At 57.5% G+C, this 18,033-nt stretch carries 20 protein-coding genes; 18 read left to right on the forward strand and 2 right to left on the reverse strand.

Going from position 1 to position 18,033, the window contains the following annotated elements; genetic code table 11:
- Positions 1 to 94: 94 nt before the first annotated feature.
- Both alr and PMI28_RS30535 read right to left on the reverse strand, forming a co-directional pair.
- The gene (gene alr / locus PMI28_RS12260) at positions 95 to 1,333 is read right to left on the reverse strand and encodes an alanine racemase (RefSeq protein WP_007987863.1); all 1,239 of its coding nucleotides are present in this window, start codon (positions 1,331 to 1,333) and stop codon (positions 95 to 97) included.
- A gap of 187 nt (positions 1,334 to 1,520) precedes the next feature.
- Positions 1,521 to 1,760, reverse strand: coding sequence for a hypothetical protein (locus PMI28_RS30535; protein WP_443200726.1), 240 nt, complete (start codon positions 1,758 to 1,760; stop codon positions 1,521 to 1,523).
- A gap of 201 nt (positions 1,761 to 1,961) precedes the next feature.
- Between PMI28_RS30535 and PMI28_RS12255 the strand changes: the two genes are divergently transcribed.
- The 18 genes from PMI28_RS12255 to PMI28_RS12175 form a co-directional block, all read left to right on the forward strand.
- On the forward strand, positions 1,962 to 2,879 hold the full coding sequence (locus PMI28_RS12255; RefSeq protein ID WP_007987865.1) for an NAD(P)-dependent oxidoreductase: 918 nt from the start codon (positions 1,962 to 1,964) through the stop codon (positions 2,877 to 2,879).
- Positions 2,873 to 3,187 carry an NIPSNAP family protein gene (locus tag PMI28_RS12250; RefSeq protein WP_007938251.1) on the forward strand — a complete coding sequence of 105 codons (315 nt, stop codon included), beginning with the start codon at positions 2,873 to 2,875 and terminating at the stop codon, positions 3,185 to 3,187. The genes PMI28_RS12255 and PMI28_RS12250 overlap by 7 nt, the downstream gene beginning before the upstream one ends.
- Before the next feature lie 15 nt (positions 3,188 to 3,202).
- Positions 3,203 to 4,135 carry a VOC family protein gene (locus tag PMI28_RS12245; RefSeq protein ID WP_007987867.1) on the forward strand — a complete coding sequence of 311 codons (933 nt, stop codon included), beginning with the start codon at positions 3,203 to 3,205 and terminating at the stop codon, positions 4,133 to 4,135.
- Positions 4,128 to 4,505, forward strand: a complete 378-nt coding sequence (locus PMI28_RS12240; RefSeq protein ID WP_007987869.1) for a YciI family protein — start codon at positions 4,128 to 4,130, stop codon at positions 4,503 to 4,505. The genes PMI28_RS12245 and PMI28_RS12240 overlap by 8 nt, the downstream gene beginning before the upstream one ends.
- A 10-nt stretch (positions 4,506 to 4,515) precedes the next feature.
- Entirely contained in the window at positions 4,516 to 5,469 is a 954-nt protein-coding gene (locus tag PMI28_RS12235) for a fumarylacetoacetate hydrolase family protein (RefSeq protein WP_007987871.1), read from the forward strand.
- Positions 5,470 to 5,656: 187 nt separating this feature from the next.
- Entirely contained in the window at positions 5,657 to 6,604 is a 948-nt protein-coding gene (locus tag PMI28_RS12230) for a SphA family protein (protein WP_007987872.1), read from the forward strand.
- Between the two features lie 87 nt (positions 6,605 to 6,691).
- Positions 6,692 to 7,927 carry an MFS transporter gene (locus PMI28_RS12225; RefSeq protein WP_007987874.1) on the forward strand — a complete coding sequence of 412 codons (1,236 nt, stop codon included), beginning with the start codon at positions 6,692 to 6,694 and terminating at the stop codon, positions 7,925 to 7,927.
- A 190-nt stretch (positions 7,928 to 8,117) separates the two neighbouring features.
- Positions 8,118 to 8,981, forward strand: a complete 864-nt coding sequence (locus tag PMI28_RS12220; RefSeq protein ID WP_007987876.1) for a VOC family protein — start codon at positions 8,118 to 8,120, stop codon at positions 8,979 to 8,981.
- Positions 8,978 to 9,682, forward strand: coding sequence for a class II aldolase/adducin family protein (locus PMI28_RS12215; RefSeq protein WP_177318971.1), 705 nt, complete (start codon positions 8,978 to 8,980; stop codon positions 9,680 to 9,682). Before PMI28_RS12220 ends, PMI28_RS12215 begins: the two co-directional genes overlap by 4 nt.
- 18 nt (positions 9,683 to 9,700) lie before the next feature.
- Positions 9,701 to 11,161 (forward strand): 2-hydroxymuconic semialdehyde dehydrogenase, encoded by a 1,461-nt coding sequence (locus PMI28_RS12210; RefSeq protein WP_007987881.1) that lies wholly within the window; start codon positions 9,701 to 9,703, stop codon positions 11,159 to 11,161.
- A gap of 10 nt (positions 11,162 to 11,171) precedes the next feature.
- Entirely contained in the window at positions 11,172 to 11,954 is a 783-nt protein-coding gene (gene dmpE / locus PMI28_RS12205; RefSeq protein WP_007987883.1) for a 2-oxopent-4-enoate hydratase, read from the forward strand.
- An 11-nt stretch (positions 11,955 to 11,965) separates the two neighbouring features.
- Positions 11,966 to 12,769, forward strand: a complete 804-nt coding sequence (gene dmpH, locus PMI28_RS12200; protein ID WP_007987885.1) for a 2-oxo-3-hexenedioate decarboxylase — start codon at positions 11,966 to 11,968, stop codon at positions 12,767 to 12,769.
- A gap of 16 nt (positions 12,770 to 12,785) precedes the next feature.
- A complete protein-coding gene (locus tag PMI28_RS12195; RefSeq protein WP_007971593.1) occupies positions 12,786 to 12,986 on the forward strand; it encodes a 2-hydroxymuconate tautomerase family protein in 201 nt (66 codons plus the stop codon).
- 35 nt (positions 12,987 to 13,021) lie between these two features.
- Positions 13,022 to 13,960 carry an acetaldehyde dehydrogenase (acetylating) gene (locus PMI28_RS12190; protein WP_007987886.1) on the forward strand — a complete coding sequence of 313 codons (939 nt, stop codon included), beginning with the start codon at positions 13,022 to 13,024 and terminating at the stop codon, positions 13,958 to 13,960.
- A gap of 10 nt (positions 13,961 to 13,970) precedes the next feature.
- Positions 13,971 to 14,990, forward strand: coding sequence for a 4-hydroxy-2-oxovalerate aldolase (gene dmpG / locus PMI28_RS12185; RefSeq protein WP_007987889.1), 1,020 nt, complete (start codon positions 13,971 to 13,973; stop codon positions 14,988 to 14,990).
- A 123-nt stretch (positions 14,991 to 15,113) separates the two neighbouring features.
- Positions 15,114 to 15,506 carry a LysR family transcriptional regulator gene (locus tag PMI28_RS0128635; protein WP_238540698.1) on the forward strand — a complete coding sequence of 131 codons (393 nt, stop codon included), beginning with the start codon at positions 15,114 to 15,116 and terminating at the stop codon, positions 15,504 to 15,506.
- 1 nt (position 15,507) lies between these two features.
- A complete protein-coding gene (locus tag PMI28_RS12180; protein ID WP_007938271.1) occupies positions 15,508 to 17,151 on the forward strand; it encodes an acetolactate synthase large subunit in 1,644 nt (547 codons plus the stop codon).
- A 40-nt stretch (positions 17,152 to 17,191) separates the two neighbouring features.
- The coding region (locus PMI28_RS12175) for an aldehyde dehydrogenase family protein (RefSeq protein ID WP_007987892.1) at positions 17,192 to 18,033 on the forward strand (842 nt) is incomplete at its 3' end.

Genomic DNA, 18,033 nt, shown 5'->3' on the forward strand with positions numbered 1-18,033 from the left:
CAGCCTCGCGGGCTCGGCAGCTGCTACAAAGGGTGTCGCGGCTGAAATTGCTTAACTGACTGGCAACTAGCCCGCGCACCTTCTTTTGTCTCGCTTATCTGGACTTCAAGACTTTCGGATTGGAGTTGCCCCAGATCGTGTACAGGTCCGCCAACAACGCGCCGTTGATGGTCTCGAGCTCCGCCTGGGTAATCTCTTCATCGCCTTGCTTGCCATACAAAACGACCTCATCTCCCGCCTGCACGCCCTTGATACCACTGACGTCAACCATCAGCGTGTTCATGGTGACCTTGCCGATCACCGGCGCGCGTTGGCCGTGGATCAGCACTGAGGCTTTGTTGGAGAACGCTCGTCGATAACCGTCGGAGTAGCCGGCCGGGATGTTGGCGATCAACGAGTCTTTGCTCAGGGTAAAGGTGCGGTCGTAGCTGATCGTACTGCCCGCCGGGTAGGCGTTGACCGCAGCGACCCGCGATTTGAACTGCATCACCCGTTGAAACTCGTTATGTCCACCCACTGGGTAGCCGTAAAGCGCAGCCCCCGGGCGAACCATGTCCAGCCATCCTTCCGGCACCTCAAGGGTGGTGAAGGTATTGGCACAGTGCAGGGTGATCCGGCTGCGGTCCAGTTTGGCGTGTTCGATCAGCCAGCCGGACTGCTCCTTGAATTTGGCCAGTCCCTGAAGGACATCCTCTCGTTCTTCGACCGGGAAGTGGGTCATGATTCCGACGATATTCAGATGATCCAGCCGGGTCAGATCCACTGCCTGTTGTTTCCCTTCAGCGGTGCTCATTTCCAGACCGTTGCGGCTCATGCCCGCCGAATTCAGCGCCAGGTGAACCGGCAGCTTCACGCCCTTGCGGGTGGCCAGTTGATTGAGCTGGCGTGCAACCTCCAGGTTGCCGACCAGTTCTTCGATGTTGTAGCGCAGCGCATTCTCGACTTCTTCAACGGTAGCGTTGCGCAAACGCATCAGGCGTCCCTTGAAGCCTTTTTCCCGTGCAACACGCGCCTCCTCGTTGCTTGCCACGCCGATACAGGTGATGCCCATCCGGATGGCGGAAGGGATCAGTAAACCGATGCCATTTCCATAAGCGTCGGCTTTCATCACGGCACACATCTGGCTTTTACCCGCCAGCCGTTGCTGAAGCTTGCTGATGTTTCCTTCGAAGGCGGCCTGATCAATTTCCAGCCAGGTATTGGCCTGGCCTGATTGATTGTCGGCGCGAGCGTGTGCAGGTGTGGGATCGAGTAAAGGGGCGGCATTGACCACCGGCATCATTGCCGTCAAGGCCAGGGCGAGCGTCAGCGTGCTGAGCATGAAACGTGGCATATCGAGTCTTCCATAGTGGATGAGGAAAGCCCTCTTGCCAGCATGGATCCGGCATCAGCCAGATCCATCGGGCATTGGGCGAACAGCCATGGAATTCTTATGCAAAGGCGTCGTTTGTTTATGTGGAACCAGATGGTTCGCGCAGCGGATGGCGCTGTAAAAAAGGCTCAAACGACCGAGGGATGGTTCAGGGTTGCGCCTGGCAACCGGAGGGGCCGCGAGGTGAACGCCTTGAAGTGTCGAGTGGATAAGCCCGAAGCCTTGCATCGGTTGCTGCTGACGGCTGCAGCAACGAGAACAGGTTCTTGGGATCTTGCAGCTTTGGCATCAGTTGGATGACGCTGCCAATGTTGAGCGTTCTTGCAACATCCAGCACATAGCTCAAGGCGGAGTAGTCCTCGTCATAACAGGTAATCGTCCACTCCAAGTCGATTGCTGTCTCCTCGTATTCATCATCGATTTCAGTCTTCTGGCTGAGACATCGAGCCCACTCCAACACCTTCGTATAACGCTTGCTTCTACTTATTCATAACCCGGGCTGTTTGCTCCCAAGCACGGCTGCGCCTAGGTTAGCGCCTAGCCGAGCTTCAAGCTTTGCGTAAAAGAACAACAACAAGAGAGGCGAAAAATGCCTGTGATAACCATCGGTATGGTGGGAATCGGCCAGCTTGGCCTTCCTATCGCAACCAACCTGCTTGCGGCCGGATTTCGCGTTGTCGGTTACCGACGTCGAGATCGCGAGGCCTTCATCCGTCAGGGTGGCATCGCGCTCGAAAGCCCAGCCGCCGTAGCGGCGCAATCAAACTTCATCCTCACTTGCCTGCCCAGCGAAGTGGCCCACATGGAAATCATGGAGGGGCCTGATGGCCTGCTTCAGTCCATAGGGCCGCAGCACACGCTCATCGAGATCGGCACCTATCACAAAGCCTTCAAGCAACGAATGGCTCAGCGAATCGAACAACGTGGTGCACGGGTGTTGGAAGCGGAGGTCAGTGGTACTCCATCCATGGTTTCCCTACGCAAGGCTTCCTTGTTTCTGGGCGGTGACCCTGACCTGGTGGAGCACTGCAAGCCTGTGCTCGATGCGATCGCCGACATCCAGTTCCACATCGGTGGGTTTGGGTGCGCGGTCGCGATGAAATTGATCGCCAACTATCTGGTGACTATTCACACCCTGGCCGCAGCCGAGGCGCTGAACCTTGGTGTTAAAGCAGGGTTCAGCGCACAGCAGGTGGTTGAGGTGATACGCCAAAGTGCGGGTGGCTCAACGATGTTCAGCGCAAGAGCACCGATTATGGCTGATCGTCATTTCCTACCGGCGCCAGGACCTTTCGCCACGCTGGAAAAGTACATCGACATGGCCAGTGAGCTGTCCGAGGAACTCGGTAGCGCCGCGCCTTTGTTCAATGCCGCCAAGCCCTACTTTCTAAGGGCTATCGAAGAAGGCATCGGTGAAGAAGATATCTCGGCAGTGATCAAGTTGATCGAAGCCGACTCCCAGGCCGACTCCCAGGCACCTTCCAAAAAAGAGAAAACAACATGCTGATTGAACAACGTACCTATCAACTCAAGCCTGGCGCGCTGCACGAATTCCTGCGTGCTTACGAGGAGGAGGGGCTGCCACTTCAGGGCGAGGCACTGGGCAATTTGATCGGGTATTTCAAGCCGGAAACGGGGGACATCAATCGGGTGATTCAGTTGTGGGGATATTCCAGCTACGAGGACCGAGCCCAACGCCGCGCGGCGCTGTCCAGCGATCCAAGATGGCGTACGTTCCTTGGTAAGAACGGTCATCTGGTGGTTGCCCAGCAGGTTGAGCTGTTGAGCGCCGCACCCTTTTCCCCTATTCGTTAAGTAGGAGCATCCAAGATGATTCGTTCTCTACAACACGTAGGCGTGACTGTTCCGGATCTGGAAGTAGGTCGCTCCTTCTACGAAGCTGTCGGGCTCGAAGCCCGCATGGCAGGTGAGCATTTGGTGTTGCGCTGCAAAGGGCGCGCCCAGGATCAAGTGCGACTGATGCCCGGCACCACAAAGCGCCTGAGTTATGTCTCGTTTGGTACCGATGCTGAGGGCTTGCAGACTATTCGAGAAAGCCTCAGCTACCACGGTGTGGTCATCCATCCAGCACCGTTTGATATCGGGCAAGACGGATTGTGGTTTCGTGATCCATCCGGCGATTGGGTTCATGTAACCGACGCCGACTCCATGCCGGTAGCGCCTTTGCCGACGCCAGAGTTGAACACCCCGGGCCGTTACCGCCGCATCGGTCAGCGCGGGTGCACACCAGCCTCGAAGTTGCGTCGAGTGACGCCGTTGCGCTTGGGTCACTTGATCAAATTCACCCCCGATGTGGATCGTTCGATTGATTTCTATACCCGGGTGCTAGGGATGAAAGTCTCTGATCGCGCGGGGGACAAGATCGCCTTTCTGCGTTGTGGCTGTGGCGGCGATCACCACGTAATGGGCCTGGCCAAGAGCAGCCATAGCGGTCTGCATCATCTCAGTTTTGAGGTGATGGGTATTGATGAGATCGAATTGGGCGCTCAACACCTGATGAGCCTGGGCTACGAAAGCGCTTTTGGCCTTGGACGACATGTGGCCGGTTCCAATTACTTTCATTACATCCGCGACCCTTGGGACAGCATGGTCGAATACTTCTGGGACATCGATGTCATTCCCGAAGATGACAGTGAATGGCTGGCTATCGACGGGGCACCACCAGACCTGATCGCCGTGTGGGCAACCAATCCACCTCCTGAAGCCTTCATTCAGAATTTCGAGGCGGCGCGTGATGAGTGATAGCTCTACGACCAAGGAACTGCTGGCAGGGATGTTGAACAAGCCACTGTTCGTGGTCATGCGTACGCCACGGGATCTGACCCGCGTACCAGAGCTGCTGGACGCCCACTTGAAGTGGGCGATTCTGGCGCAACAACGCGGCGAGTTATTCGCTTCCGGGCCCTTTGTCTCGGATCAGACTTTCCCTGGTGAGCTAGGGGGCATGAGCATTCTGCGTGCGGCGGATCATGCCGAAGCTCTGCGCATTGTCCAGTCAGATCCCTTTATCGCCCACGGCGTTTATGACGTGGATGTACGCAAGTGGCTGCTCATGGAAGGCGGCCTCACGCTCCACGTCAGCTTTTCCAACCAACGCTTTTCGCTCCTGTGATGGTGACCCCATGAAGTATCAGCTTTTCACCTATCGGACGGATGTCCAGTCAAACGCTACCGGCCTGCTGGTTGGCGAATACGCCTATGATCTTGGTCAGCTTGTGGCCAGGACCGGCCTTGAGTTGCCGGCAGCTTCCGTCGATGCATTGCTCGAGTGCTGGGAAGCGTCCAATCCGCAGCTGCAAAAGCTTGCAATGGCAGTGTTTGAAGCGCCAGCGCAGTATGAGTCGCAGCGACTTGATCTTGCCACGTTGCACTTTGCTCCGTTTCTGGAACGTCCAGGCACGATCTATTGCGCGGGCGCAAACTATCGAGACCATGTCGAAGCCATGGCTCGTGCGTTCAACATGAAACTGTCGCTGGATCCGCGCAGCGAGGGCATTGCTCCCTGGCATTTCATCAAGCCCGGCCGCGGCAGTCTGGTCGCACACAAGCAAGCGGTAGACTTTCCGACAGGGGTCCGCATGCTCGATTGGGAAGCCGAGTTGGCGGTGGTGATCGGTAAACGAGCGTCGCGTGTCTCCATTGAAGAGGCGCTCGATTATGTGGCGGGTTACACCTGCGCCAATGACCTGTCCGCGCGTGATCGACTGCGTCGCGAGCAAGTCGACCCCAGCTCGCCGTTTCGCTTCGACTGGATTGGCCACAAATGCTTCACGGGTTCTTGCCCGCTGGGCCCGTACCTGACGCCGGCACAATTTGTCAAAGATCCCGAGAACCTGGATATCAAGCTGTCGAGGAATGGTGTGTGGGTACAGGATTCCAATACCCGCAACCATATGTACGGCATTGCAGAGCAGATTTCCTATCTGAGCCAGACCATCGATCTGTTTCCCGGTGATGTTCTGTTGACGGGAACACCGGCGGGCGTGGGCATGGAAAGCCACACATTCCTGGACCGCGGCGATGTATTGAAAGTCTGCATCGAAGGGCTCGGCGAGCTGGAAACCACTATTCGGTAACACCTTGCTGAAGGCCGGGCAATCAATGCCCGGCCGTTGAATAACTCAACTGTTTGCAGCGTCCTGACAAATGACGGTGCGTATCGCTGCGCCTGAAATTTGCCTGTCGTTTTTAAGTAACGCTAGGGCTGAAAGTTTCAAAAAACAAATTCTCCTCCGCAATACAAAAATAAAAATGGAACATGAGATGAACACACTAAAATCAAAAAACCATCGCGCGCCAAACGCTTGGATCAGTACTCTCTGTATAGGTCTTTTTTTCGTTCCGCTTGCCCAGGCAACAGAAGGCGGCGGCACCTCATACCCACTGGGTGTGAATACGGTCCTCGCGGGAAAGATGCCACCACCAGGCTTTACCGAGTTTTTCTACTTGTCCGACTACAGCGCGAATAAAACGCTGGATGGTGATGGCAATCAAAAGCAAGGTATTCACAACTTTGACCTTGATGTTCAAGCACTGTCGATGCGAGTGGATTACGTCTACCAAGATTACTCGATTTTGGGTGCCAAGCTGGCCAGTCGCATTGCCTTGCCCTTGGTCAAGGGCGACGTCAAGTTCGATGTCGATACACCTGCTGGTCGAGTTCATCGCAGCGATCACCAAGAAGGCGTCGGCGATTTGACGGTAACTCCATTTGTATTGGGGTGGAGCTCTCCACGGTACAGCCAATTATTCGCGCTGGATATATTTGCGCCCATCGGGTCCTATGACAAGGACCGCCTTTTCAATCCAGGTCGAAACTACTGGGCTTACGGGCCATGGTACTCGTTTACCGCCTATCCATTGGAGAAACTGGAGGTGAGCGCCAAGCTCATTTATATGTTCAATGGTGAGAACTCCGCTACCCACTATCGCTCCGGCCGTGAGTTCAACGCCGACTACAACATTGGCTACAACATCACTCCCGAATGGCAAGTGGGCGTGAACGGCTATGCGTATAAGCAGCTCAGCGATGATGAGAAGAATGGTCAGACGTACCTGGATGGTAACCGTGGTCGGGTCGTTGCAATCGGCCCCTCGATCAAATACCAAACCCCGGCAATCGGGTTTGTCATGAAAGTGCAGCACGAAATGCTGGTCGAGAACCGTGCCGAAGGTAATAAATTCTGGCTGCAGGCCGTTTACCGATTCTGAACTTTGCCTCTTTCCAGGGCCGCCATAAACAACATGGCGGCCTGCGGAACGAACATCACTGTCCAATAATTAAAAGCAGGTGAAATCGTGACTGGAATATCCAAGTGGCATGTACTGATCGGCGGATTCATCGCCTACCTTTTTGATGCGATGGAGATCATCCTGCTAACGCTCGCTCTGCCGGTTATCCGCCAGGACCTGGGTTTCAGCCTCCATGAGGTGGGTGCGCTGGCTAGCGCTACATTGCTGGGTATTGGTGTGAGCGGCGTTGCCACAGGTTGGTACTCCGACAACTTCGGTCGGCGCAAGGCATTGATTGCATCGCTGGCGATCTTCGGCGCACTGACCTGTTTCTTTGCATTCGCTCATGATCTCTACGTAATGGCGGGCCTGAGGTTTGTCTCTGGTCTTGGCCTTGGCGGGGTATGGACGATCCTCTCAGCTTATATCGTAGAAACGTGGCCGCCCAAGCAACGCGCTAGAGCCATATCCTTCGTGATCAGTGCCTTCCCAGTTGGCGCCATCGTGGCTGCGCTGGCTGCAAAGTTCATGCTGCCGGAATGGCGTTTGATGTTTTTCGTGTCCGGTGCCTCGGTGATACTGCCGATCATTTATGTATTTTTTCTGATTCCGGAATCGCCGGCCTGGAAGGCTCAGCGCAATACACAGGGCACTACTGCGCAGCGGATATCGGTCAGGGAGATTTTTTCGCCTGAACTACTTCGTTACACCCTGCTGGGGTCTCTTGCAGCCAGCTTTGCGTTGCTTGGTTCCTGGGGCGTCAGCACGTGGCTGCCCACCTACCTGATACAGGACCGTGGCTTGAGTCTGGCGTCGATGACCAGCTTTATGGCGGTACTCCATCTCGGGAATTTCTTTGGCCTGAACGTATTCGGCTTCATCGCCGATCGCATTGGCAAGCGGCTTACGATTGTTATATCGCTGTTGCTGACATCCATGATGGCGCTGGTCTATGTCTATACCACCCAGACCCAATCGCTGATCTGGATAGGGGCGGGGTACGCATTTTTCATGGTGTTCGCCGGGTTGTTCGGTTCTTACTTCAGCGAAATGTATCCCATCCGGGTGCGAACGCTTGGGGCGGGTTTCTGTTTCAACGTGGGTCGAGGCCTGGCGGCTTTTGCCCCCGTGCTGCTCAGTGGTATTGCCAGCTTTTATAGCCTGGCGGCGGGACTGATGGTGTGCGCCGGGTTCTACGTCATCTCCGCATTGTTTGTGATCTCCATGCCAAGGAATAAAACAGTGAGCGAGGTGAGTACGCAGGCAGGCACTGCAGACATTGGAAAGCAGGCCATCGGTTGATCTGATTTGTAGGTTCCCATGCCTCGTATCTACGGATACGGGGCATTTTTTTGCCCCCCAAAAACTGGCTGCAGAGGGTTATAAACCTATAAATATTTCAGATAGTGCGAATAACTAATATTTGCTTCTTTTATTTACTTGGCGACGGGAAGATGAGTCCCAGACAACAATAAATAAGAGGACATCCCTCATGATCAACCTGCATGACATTCGATACGTACGGCTGGGCACCGCGAATCTGGACGAAGCACGTCGCTACGCCACCCAGGTGCTCGGATTGCAGATCGCCCGCGAAGCCAATGGTGCGGTCTACTTCCGATCGGACAGTCGCGACCACACGCTTTGCTACTACGAGGGTGACCCGCAAGAAACCACGACGGCGTTCGAAATAAGGACTGCCCAAGACCTTGAGGACGCGGCAGTCTTGCTCGAGCGTAATGAATTCAACGTACAGCATGGCTCGCGTGCAGACACTGAAGTGCGCTATGTCGACGACTTCATTCGCTTCAAGGATCCAAGCGGCAACAACATCGAACTGGTTTTGCGTCCCCATGCCAGCGGGCGACGCTATTTCCCGAGTCGCGATGCCGGTATCACCGGTTTCAGCCATATTGGCTTGCGCACAATGAATGCCCGGCGTGACGAACTGTTCTGGACTCAGCTGGCAAACGCCAGGGTCAGTGACCGAATTGGCGAGGCGCCGCTGCTGCGTATCGACGAGATCCATCACAAGATCGCCTTGTTCCCTTCCTCCCATCCCGGCGTGCAACACATCAACCACCAGGTGGAAACCGTCGATGACTTGATGCGCGCCTACTACTTCCTGGTTGAACGGGGCATTCGGATTCTCTTTGGTCCGGGACGCCACCCTACCTCGGGCGCGATGTTCCTCTATTTCGAGGGACCTGATGGCATGACCTACGAATACTCGACAGGGGTCAGCCTGATCTCTCCAGAGAATGATGCAACCCACCAGCCTCGGCAGTTTCCGGCGGAGGGTGCGGGATTCTGCGCCTGGGGTGCGAAGCCTGACATTCCGGAATTCAAATCGTGAGTCGCTTGCCAATACCCGGCCGCGAGGAGCAGTCGCAGGTGCGCATGGCTGCGCGCGCTTTGGCCCGTGCGGGTCTGGTGCATGCCTACGGGCACTGCAGCCTGCGTCTGGATGACGAGCACTTTCTGGTCTGCGCCGCGCAACCGATGGGTTTGATCCAGCCGGGCGAGCCAGGAATCGTGGTACCGGTCAAAGGTGAGTTGCCCGACGGCGTGCTGGGTGAGGTTCGTATCCACCAGCAAATATATCGTCGGCGCCCAGACGTCCACGCCGTGATCCGAAGCATGCCTGCCCAGGTCATGACCCTGTCATGCGCAAGCCTCACACCTCAACCGCGCCATGGCATGGGCAGCTACTTTCAGCAGCCAATCCCGCTGTGGGACGACCCGCAACTGCTGCGCAGCGACGAGCAAGCCAGCGCCTTGGCCAATCAATTAGGGCAGGGGAATGCGCTGGTCATGCGTGGCAACGGCGCCATCGTCGTTGGCGCGTCACTGATCGAAGCGTTGACGCTGACCTGGTATCTGGAAGACGCCGCGCGGATTGAGTTGCAACTGCACAGCGCAGGTCTTGCCACCCAAGGGCCGGTACTCGACCCACAGGCCTGCGCGCGACGGGCTGTCACCAGCGGCCGAATTTACGAACGTATGTGGGAATACCTGACGGCGGGTGATCCCGAAGCCAGCGCTCCAGCCAACTAGAAAAAGAAGGAACACCTTATGCCTGCTAAAGAATTCCGCCATTTCATCAATGGTGAATGGGTGAGTAGCACCCGTACCTTCGAAAACCGCAACCCGGCCGATAACAGCCTGATCGGCTTGGTGCACGAGGCCGGCAAAGCTGAGGTAGACGCCGCCGTGCGAGCTGCGCAAGCTGCATTGAAAGGCCCTTGGGGCAGCATGACTGTCGCCCAGCGAACGGCCCTGTTGCACAAAGTGGCGGAGGGCATCGAACGTCGCCATGAAGAGTTTGTGGCTGCGGAAGTGGCCGATACCGGCAAACCCCGCGCACTCGCCGGGCACTTGGACATTCCCCGTGGCGCGGCCAACTTCAAGGTGTTCGCCGACCTGATCAAGAATGTGCCGACTGAAAGCTTCGTGATGGACACCCCTGATGGTGGCAAGGCGGTGAACTACAGCGTGCGAGCACCACGTGGCGTCATCGCTGTTGTTTGTCCCTGGAATCTGCCGCTGTTGCTGATGACCTGGAAGGTTGGGCCGGCCCTGGCCTGTGGCAATACTGTGGTGGTCAAACCCTCCGAAGAGACCCCGGCCACTGCCACTCTGCTCGCCGAAGTCATGAATGAAGCCGGCGTGCCACCGGGTGTGTACAACGTGGTGCATGGTTTCGGCGGTGACTCGGCCGGTGCCTTCCTCACCGCTCACCCAGAGGTCAATGGCGTCACCTTCACCGGTGAAACCGGCACGGGCGAGATCATCATGAAGGCCGCAGCCAAGGGTATCCGCCCGGTATCGCTGGAACTGGGCGGCAAGAACGCAGGCATCGTTTTTGCCGATGCGGACCTGGAAAAAGCCGTCAAAGGACTGGGGCGCGCCGTGTTCGAGAACAGTGGCCAGGTCTGCCTGGGTACCGAGCGCATCTACGTCCAACGTCCGCTGTTCGAGCGTTTTGTCGCTGCGTTCAAGGCCCACGCCGAAGGCATCAAAGTGGGTGACCCGAACCAGCACGACAGCACCATGGGGCCGGTGATCTCGCTCGGTCACCGCGAAAAAATCCTCTCTTATTGCCGTCAGGCAGTCGCCGACGGTGCCACGGTGGTCCACGGCGGTGGCATCGCCCAGGTACCGGAGCACTTGGCCGAAGGGGCTTGGTTCGAACCGACGATCTGGACCGGCCTTTCGGAAACGTCGGCCGTGGTGCGCGAGGAAATTTTCGGTCCGGTTTGCCACATCGCCCCCTTTGATACCGAAGAAGAAGTCGTCCGCCTGGCTAACGACACACCCTATGGCCTGGCTGCCAGTGTGTGGACTAGCAACCTGCAGGTCGCCCATCGCCTGGGTAGCGCGCTGGACGTGGGTGTCTGCTGGATCAACTCGTGGTTCCTGCGCGACCTGCGTACCGCTTTCGGCGGTGCCAAGCAGTCGGGTATCGGCCGTGAGGGGGGCGTGCATTCGCTTGAGTTCTACACCGAACTGCGCAACGTCTGCGTGCGGCTGTAAGGAGCCATTCATGAATAAACAAGAGATCCACGTACTCGGCCAGCAACTACACCAGGCCCTCAGCAACGGCCAGGCTCTGGCGCCGCTGACCGACACCTACCCGGACATGACCCTGGAGCAGGCCTATGAGGTACAGCTGGCGATGATCCAGCGACGCCTTGACGACGGCCAGCGGGTCATCGGAAAAAAGATCGGCGTCACGAGCAAAGTAGTGATGGACATGCTCGGCGTCGATCAGCCGGACTTCGGTCATCTGCTCTCGGACATGCTCTATGCCGACGGCGCCGCCATCGCCATCGACGGTTTGATCGCACCCAAGGCCGAAGGCGAAATCGCGTTCGTGCTCAAGGAAGACCTGCATGGCCCCGGTATCACCGTGGCTGATGTTTTACGGGCCACTGACTATGTGATGCCGTGCTTCGAGATCGTCGATTCGCGCATCCGTGACTGGAAGATCCGCATCCAGGACACCGTCGCCGACAACGCCTCCGCCGGGGCGTTCGTCCTGGGCGGGCAGGGCGTGTCCCCGCGTGACGTTGACCTGGCCTGTGTCGGCATGACCCTGGAAAAGAACGGTGAAGTGGTTGCCACCGGCGCCGGTGCTGCGGCCCTCGGCCATCCGGCGAATGCCGTGGCCTGGCTGGCTAACAAACTCGGTGAACTTGGCATTGGCCTGAATAAGGGCGAAGTCATTCTCTCTGGTTCACTGGCGGCCATGGTACCGGTCAAGGCCGGTGATCAATTGCGCATCAGCCTGGGCGGCATCGGCTCGGCTTCTGTTCGTTTCGTTTGAAGGAAACCTTTATGAATCTCTCTGCAAGCACTATCGCCCAACTGGCCGAACACCTGGAAAACGCCGAGCTCAACCGCGAGGCGGTGGCCAAGATTACCGACGCCCACCCTGACATGGACTGGGAAGACGCCTACGCCATCCAGGACACCATTCGCCAACGCAAGGAGTCTCGCGGTGTACGTATCGCTGGCCTGAAAATGGGCCTGACCTCTTTCGCAAAAATGAAGCAAATGGGGGTCACTGACCCGATCCACGGCTTCCTTACGGACTACGGCTCTTGCCTGGACGGCGCGGCTATCGATGTTGACGGCTTGATCCATCCCAAGGTCGAGGCCGAGATCGCCTTTGTCCTCAAGCATCCGCTCAAGGGACCGGGCGTGCATGTTGGCGATGTATTGGCGGCTACCGATTTTATTTTGCCGGCAGTTGAAGTGATCGACTCGCGCTACGAGAACTTCCGCTTCGATCTCAAGAGCGTCATTGCCGACAACACCTCTTCGGCACGCTTTGTCACCGGCGGACAAATGAGTGGCGTGCAGGGCATTGACCTTAAATGCCTGGGTGTGGTGCTGGAAAAGAACGGCGAAGTAGTCGCCACCGGTGCCGGCGCCGCGGTGCTCGGGCACCCGGCGCAGAGCGTCGCCATGCTGGCCAACATGCTCGGTGCCAAGGGTCGTGAACTGCCGGCGGGCTGCTTCATCATGACCGGAGGCATCACCGAGGCCATTGCCGTTGCTGCCGGGGACAACATCACCGTCCGCTACCAGCATCTGGGCAGCGTCTCCATGCGCTTCACTTCGTCCAGCCAGCGTTGATCCGGAGCTATCGACCATGCCTATCGCCATGATCCACCTCGCCGAAGGACGCAGTGAAGAGAAGAAGCATGCACTGTTGCTCAACGTCACCCAGGCCATCGCGCAAAGCCTCGATGTGCCCGTAGATAGCGTACGCGTGCTGCTTCAAGAGATTCCCGAAACCCAGTGGGCTGCGGGTGGCAAGACCCTTGCCGAACGCCGGCGTGGTAACGCCTGATCCCAGGCTGTGTGCAACGACAGGACACAATAACAATGAGCAATCCAATCAGCGTCGCAATCATCGGCTCGGGCAACATCGGCACTGACCTGATGATCAAGATTTTGCGTCACGGCAAGCACCTGAAAATGGCCGCCATGGTCGGCATCGACCCGACCTCTGATGGTTTGGCCCGCGCCCAACGCATGGGCGTGGCGGTGACCCATGAAGGTGTTGAAGGCCTGACCCGCATGGACGAATTCAAGGACATCGATTTCGTCTTCGATGCCACCTCAGCCGGCGCCCACGTGAAGAACGACGCCTTCCTGCGCTCGATCAAACCCGGTATCCGTCTGATCGACCTGACACCAGCAGCCATCGGCCCGTATTGCGTGCCGGTGGTCAATCTGGAACAGAATCTCGGCCAACTCAACGTCAACATGGTCACCTGCGGTGGCCAGGCGACCATCCCCATGGTCGCAGCGGTATCACGCGTGGCCAAGGTGCACTACGCCGAAATCGTCGCCTCGATCGCCAGCAAGTCCGCGGGTCCCGGCACTCGTGCCAACATCGACGAATTCACCGAAACCACCTCCAAGGCTATCGAAGCGATCGGCGGCGCAGCCAAGGGCAAGGCGATCATCGTAATGAACCCGGCCGAACCGCCGCTGATGATGCGTGACACGGTGTTTGTGCTGTCCGAAGCCGCTGATCAGGCACTGGTCGAGGCCTCCATCGAAGAGATGGCGGCCGCCGTACAGGCCTATGTGCCGGGCTATCGCCTAAAGCAAAAAGTCCAGTTCGACGTCATCCCTGAAGACGCACCACTGAACATACCGGGTCTTGGCAAGTTCTCCGGTCTCAAGACCTCAGTGTTCCTCGAAGTCGAAGGCGCCGCCCACTACCTGCCAGCCTATGCCGGCAACCTCGACATCATGACTTCCGCTGCCTTGGCCACCGCCGAGCGCATGGCACAGTCGATGCTCAACGCCTGAGGAGACCGTCATGACTTTCAATCCCGGCAAAAAACTCTACATCTCCGACGTAACCCTGCGCGACGGCAGCCACGCGATTCGTCACCAGTATTCGCTGCAGAACGTGCAGGACATCGCCCGCGCCTTGGACAAAGCCAAGGTCGATTCGATCGAAGTGGCGCACGGTGATGGCCTGCAAGGGTCGAGCTTCAACTACGGCTTCGCCGCCCACACCGACCTGGAATGGATCGAAGCCGCCGCCGATGTGATCAGCCACGCCAAGATCACTACCTTGTTGTTGCCTGGCATTGGCACCGTGCATGACCTGAAAGCCGCCTACAACGCCGGTGCCCGGGTGGTGCGCATCGCCACTCATTGCACCGAGGCCGATGTGTCGAAACAGCACATCGAATATGCCCGCGAGCTGGGCATGGACACTGTCGGTTTCCTGATGATGAGCCACATGATTCCGGCCGAGCAGTTGGCCGCCCAAGCCAAGTTGATGGAGAGCTACGGCGCGACCTGCGTGTACATGGCCGACTCCGGTGGGGCGATGAACATGCAGGACGTCCGCGAGCGTTTCCGTGCGTTCAAGGCGGTGCTCAAGCCGGAAACCGAAACCGGCATGCACGCCCACCACAACTTAAGCCTGGGCGTGGCTAACTCCATCGTCGCGGTGGAAGAGGGCTGTGACCGCATTGACGCCAGCCTGGCTGGCATGGGGGCGGGGGCGGGCAACGCGCCATTGGAGGTGTTCATCGCTGCCGCCGAGCGACTTGGCTGGAATCATGGCACCGACCTCTACACCTTGATGGATGCCGCCGATGACATCATCCGTCCGCTGCAGGACCGTCCGGTGCGGGTAGATCGCGAGACGCTGGCGCTGGGTTATGCAGGCGTTTACTCCAGCTTCCTGCGTCATGCCGAAGCGGCGGCCCAGCGCTATGGGTTGCGTACCGTCGACATCCTGGTCGAATTGGGACGGCGAAAAATGGTCGGTGGGCAAGAGGACATGATCGTCGATGTGGCGCTGGACCTGACACGACGTTGAGTTATCCACGCGTCCGCATAACACTCAAGAATTCCAGCTTTACTGCACTTGCCGGTCGAAGCCCACGACGCTTTGCTGGCAAGTGCAGTGTTTTGGTTTCTGAATGTCAGTCAGGGCGTTGTGATGAAAGATCTAAATCTGCTCTATACCTTTGAGGCGTTGTGGCGAGACCACTCCGCTTCAATTGCGGCGCAGAATCTGGGTGTTACGCAGGCAGCCGTCAGCGGGTCGCTCAAGCGGTTACGAAACGACTATGGTGACAGGTTGTTTACGCTGGTAGGTCGCCGAATGGAACCGACACCGTTTTGTGTCCATATCGCGCCGCGACTGCTGGCCTCCCTTGCGATGGTCAGGGAGGCTGGAAGCCAAATGCCGGTGTTTGATCCGAAAAGTTGTGAAAAGACATTTACCATCAGAATGCGCAACGTTGGCGAAGTCGTTAGGTTCCCCGCCATCGTAAGTGAATTGTCCAAGGTTGCACCTCAAGCACAGATACATGATTTTAGAGGAGAGTGAAATGCTCAAGGCTTCAGACGTCGTAGTGCAGTGCCTCGAGAATGAGGGCGTAGAGTTCGTGTTCGGGATTCCTGGTGAAGAGAACCTGGATTTACTTGAATCACTCAGGCGCTCCAACATCCGGCTCGTTCTCACTCGACATGAGCAATCGGCTGGTTTCATGGCGGCAACCTATGGCCGGTTAACCGGCAAAACGGGAGTCAGCTTATCGACCCTTGGCCCTGGTGCTACGAACCTGGTCACTGCTGGCGCCTATGCCTACTTGGGTGGAATGCCAATGCTCATGATTACAGGGCAGAAGCCAATCAAAAAGTCCAAGCAGGGCCGTTTCCAGATTCTCGATGTTGTTGGGATGATGCAACCGCTGACCAAGTACACCCACCAGTTGGCGTCCGCTGACAACATTCCCTCGCGTGTGCGTGAAGCCTTCCGCCTTGCTGAGGAAGAGAAGCCCGGAGCGGTTCATCTTGAACTTCCCGAGGACATCGCCGCGGAGCAGACCGAAAGCCGGCCAATTCCTCCGAGCCTGCATCGTCGCCCGCTGGCCGAACACAAGGCCATCGAGGCCGCAGTCGAGAAATTGCAGACAGCCCGTAGCCCGATCCTGGTGATTGGTGCCGGCGCCAATCGCAAGATGACTGCCAAGGTACTCAAGCAACTGATCGACAAGACCGGCATCCCTTTTGTCACCACTCAGATGGGCAAAGGTGTGGTAGATGAGCGTCATCCACGCTTCCTTGGCAATGCCGCACTGTCTTCCGGCGACTTCGTGCACCGTGCTGTCGAGGCGGCTGATCTGATCGTAAACATTGGCCACGACGTGATTGAGAAACCGCCATTTTTCATGGTCCGTGGCGGCACCGAAGTCATCCACATCAACTTCCGCTCCGCCGAGGTCGATCCGGTGTACTTCCCACAGGTCGAAGTGATCGGCGATATCGCCAATGCTGTTTGGCAGATTGGCGAGTCCTTGAATGACACTTCACACTGGGACTTCACCCGCCTTATGACGATCCGTGAATCCAACGAGGCCCAAGTGATCGAGGGCGCGGACGACAACCGTTTCCCGATCTACCCGCAGCGCTTTGTCGCCGACGTGCGTCGTGCCATGCCCTCCGAAGGCATCGTGGCTCTGGATAACGGCATCTACAAAATCTGGTTCGCGCGCAACTACAAGGCACATAAACCCAACACCGTACTGTTAGACAATGCCTTGGCAACGATGGGTGCGGGCCTGCCTTCGGCGATGGCTTCACATTTGGTCTATCCGGATCGTCCTGTGGTAGCTGTGTGCGGTGACGGCGGCTTCATGATGAACAGCCAGGAGCTGGAAACCGCTGTACGTTTGAAGATGAACCTGACGGTCATCATCCTACGCGATGATGGCTACGGCATGATCCGTTGGAAGCAGTCCAACATGGGGTTCACTGATTTTGGGCTGGACTACGGCAACCCGGATTTCGTCATGTATGCGCGAAGCTATGGTGCCAAGGGCCACCGGGTGGAAAGCGCCGAAGGCTTCTTGCCGCTACTGCAGCGCTGCATCAGTGAGCCGGGTGTGCACGTTATCGATTGCCCGGTGGATTATTCCGAGAACGATTTCATTCTGAACCATGAGCTGAAAAGACGTAGTGCTTTGGTTTAAGCCAACGCTCGCCAACCCCTCATTCAGAAAAGGAAACGTCATGCAGCTTAAAGACACTCAGTTGTTCCGCCAGCAAGCCTTCATCGATGGCGCTTGGGTCGATGCGGACAATGGTCAGACGATCAAAGTCAACAACCCGGCAACGGGCGAAATTCTGGGCACCGTGCCGAAAATGGGCGCTGCCGAAACCCGCCGTGCGATCGAAGCTGCTGACAAAGCGCTGCCGGCCTGGCGTGCACTGACCGCCAAAGAACGTGCGAACAAGCTGCGTCGCTGGTTCGAGCTGATCATCGAGAACCAGGACGATCTGGCTCGCCTGATGACCCTGGAACAAGGCAAGCCATTGGCCGAAGCCAAGGGCGAAATCGTTTACGCCGCTTCCTTCATCGAATGGTTCGCCGAAGAAGCCAAGCGCATCTACGGTGACGTGATTCCGGGCCACCAGCCAGACAAGCGCCTGATCGTGATCAAGCAGCCAATCGGCGTGACCGCTGCAATCACCCCGTGGAACTTCCCGGCCGCGATGATCACCCGTAAAGCCGGCCCGGCCCTGGCCGCCGGTTGCACCATGGTGCTCAAGCCTGCTTCGCAAACTCCGTTCTCTGCCTTTGCCCTGGCCGAACTGGCCCAGCGTGCCGGCATCCCGGCTGGTGTGTTCAGCGTTGTTTCCGGCAGCGCCGGCGACATCGGCAGCGAACTGACCAGCAACCCGATCGTACGCAAGCTGTCCTTCACCGGTTCGACCGAAATCGGTCGTCAACTGATGTCGGAATGCGCCAAGGACATCAAGAAAGTGTCCCTGGAACTGGGCGGCAACGCACCGTTCATCGTGTTCGACGACGCGGACCTGGATAAGGCCGTCGAAGGCGCGATCATTTCCAA

Origin of the sequence: Pseudomonas sp. GM48, from assembly GCF_000282335.1 — a bacterium.
Lineage (GTDB): Bacteria > Pseudomonadota > Gammaproteobacteria > Pseudomonadales > Pseudomonadaceae > Aquipseudomonas.

Bases quoted from the DNA above. Each gene is read 5' to 3' on its own strand.
- PMI28_RS12245 (WP_007987867.1), top strand. From the start codon at position 3,203: ATGATTCGTTCTCTACAACACGTAGGCGTGACTGTTCCGGATCTGGAA.
- PMI28_RS0128635 (WP_238540698.1), top strand. From the start codon at position 15,114: ATGAAAGATCTAAATCTGCTCTATACCTTTGAGGCGTTGTGGCGAGAC.
- PMI28_RS12190 (WP_007987886.1), top strand. From the start codon at position 13,022: ATGAGCAATCCAATCAGCGTCGCAATCATCGGCTCGGGCAACATCGGC.
- dmpE (WP_007987883.1), top strand. From the start codon at position 11,172: ATGAATAAACAAGAGATCCACGTACTCGGCCAGCAACTACACCAGGCC.
- PMI28_RS12230 (WP_007987872.1), top strand. From the start codon at position 5,657: ATGAACACACTAAAATCAAAAAACCATCGCGCGCCAAACGCTTGGATC.
- PMI28_RS12180 (WP_007938271.1), top strand. From the start codon at position 15,508: ATGCTCAAGGCTTCAGACGTCGTAGTGCAGTGCCTCGAGAATGAGGGC.
- PMI28_RS12220 (WP_007987876.1), top strand. From the start codon at position 8,118: ATGATCAACCTGCATGACATTCGATACGTACGGCTGGGCACCGCGAAT.
- PMI28_RS12235 (WP_007987871.1), top strand. From the start codon at position 4,516: ATGAAGTATCAGCTTTTCACCTATCGGACGGATGTCCAGTCAAACGCT.
- PMI28_RS12250 (WP_007938251.1), top strand. From the start codon at position 2,873: ATGCTGATTGAACAACGTACCTATCAACTCAAGCCTGGCGCGCTGCAC.
- PMI28_RS12240 (WP_007987869.1), top strand. From the start codon at position 4,128: ATGAGTGATAGCTCTACGACCAAGGAACTGCTGGCAGGGATGTTGAAC.
- PMI28_RS12255 (WP_007987865.1), top strand. From the start codon at position 1,962: ATGCCTGTGATAACCATCGGTATGGTGGGAATCGGCCAGCTTGGCCTT.
- PMI28_RS12195 (WP_007971593.1), top strand. From the start codon at position 12,786: ATGCCTATCGCCATGATCCACCTCGCCGAAGGACGCAGTGAAGAGAAG.
- PMI28_RS12210 (WP_007987881.1), top strand. From the start codon at position 9,701: ATGCCTGCTAAAGAATTCCGCCATTTCATCAATGGTGAATGGGTGAGT.
- alr (WP_007987863.1), bottom strand. From the start codon at position 1,333: ATGCCACGTTTCATGCTCAGCACGCTGACGCTCGCCCTGGCCTTGACG.
- dmpG (WP_007987889.1), top strand. From the start codon at position 13,971: ATGACTTTCAATCCCGGCAAAAAACTCTACATCTCCGACGTAACCCTG.
- dmpH (WP_007987885.1), top strand. From the start codon at position 11,966: ATGAATCTCTCTGCAAGCACTATCGCCCAACTGGCCGAACACCTGGAA.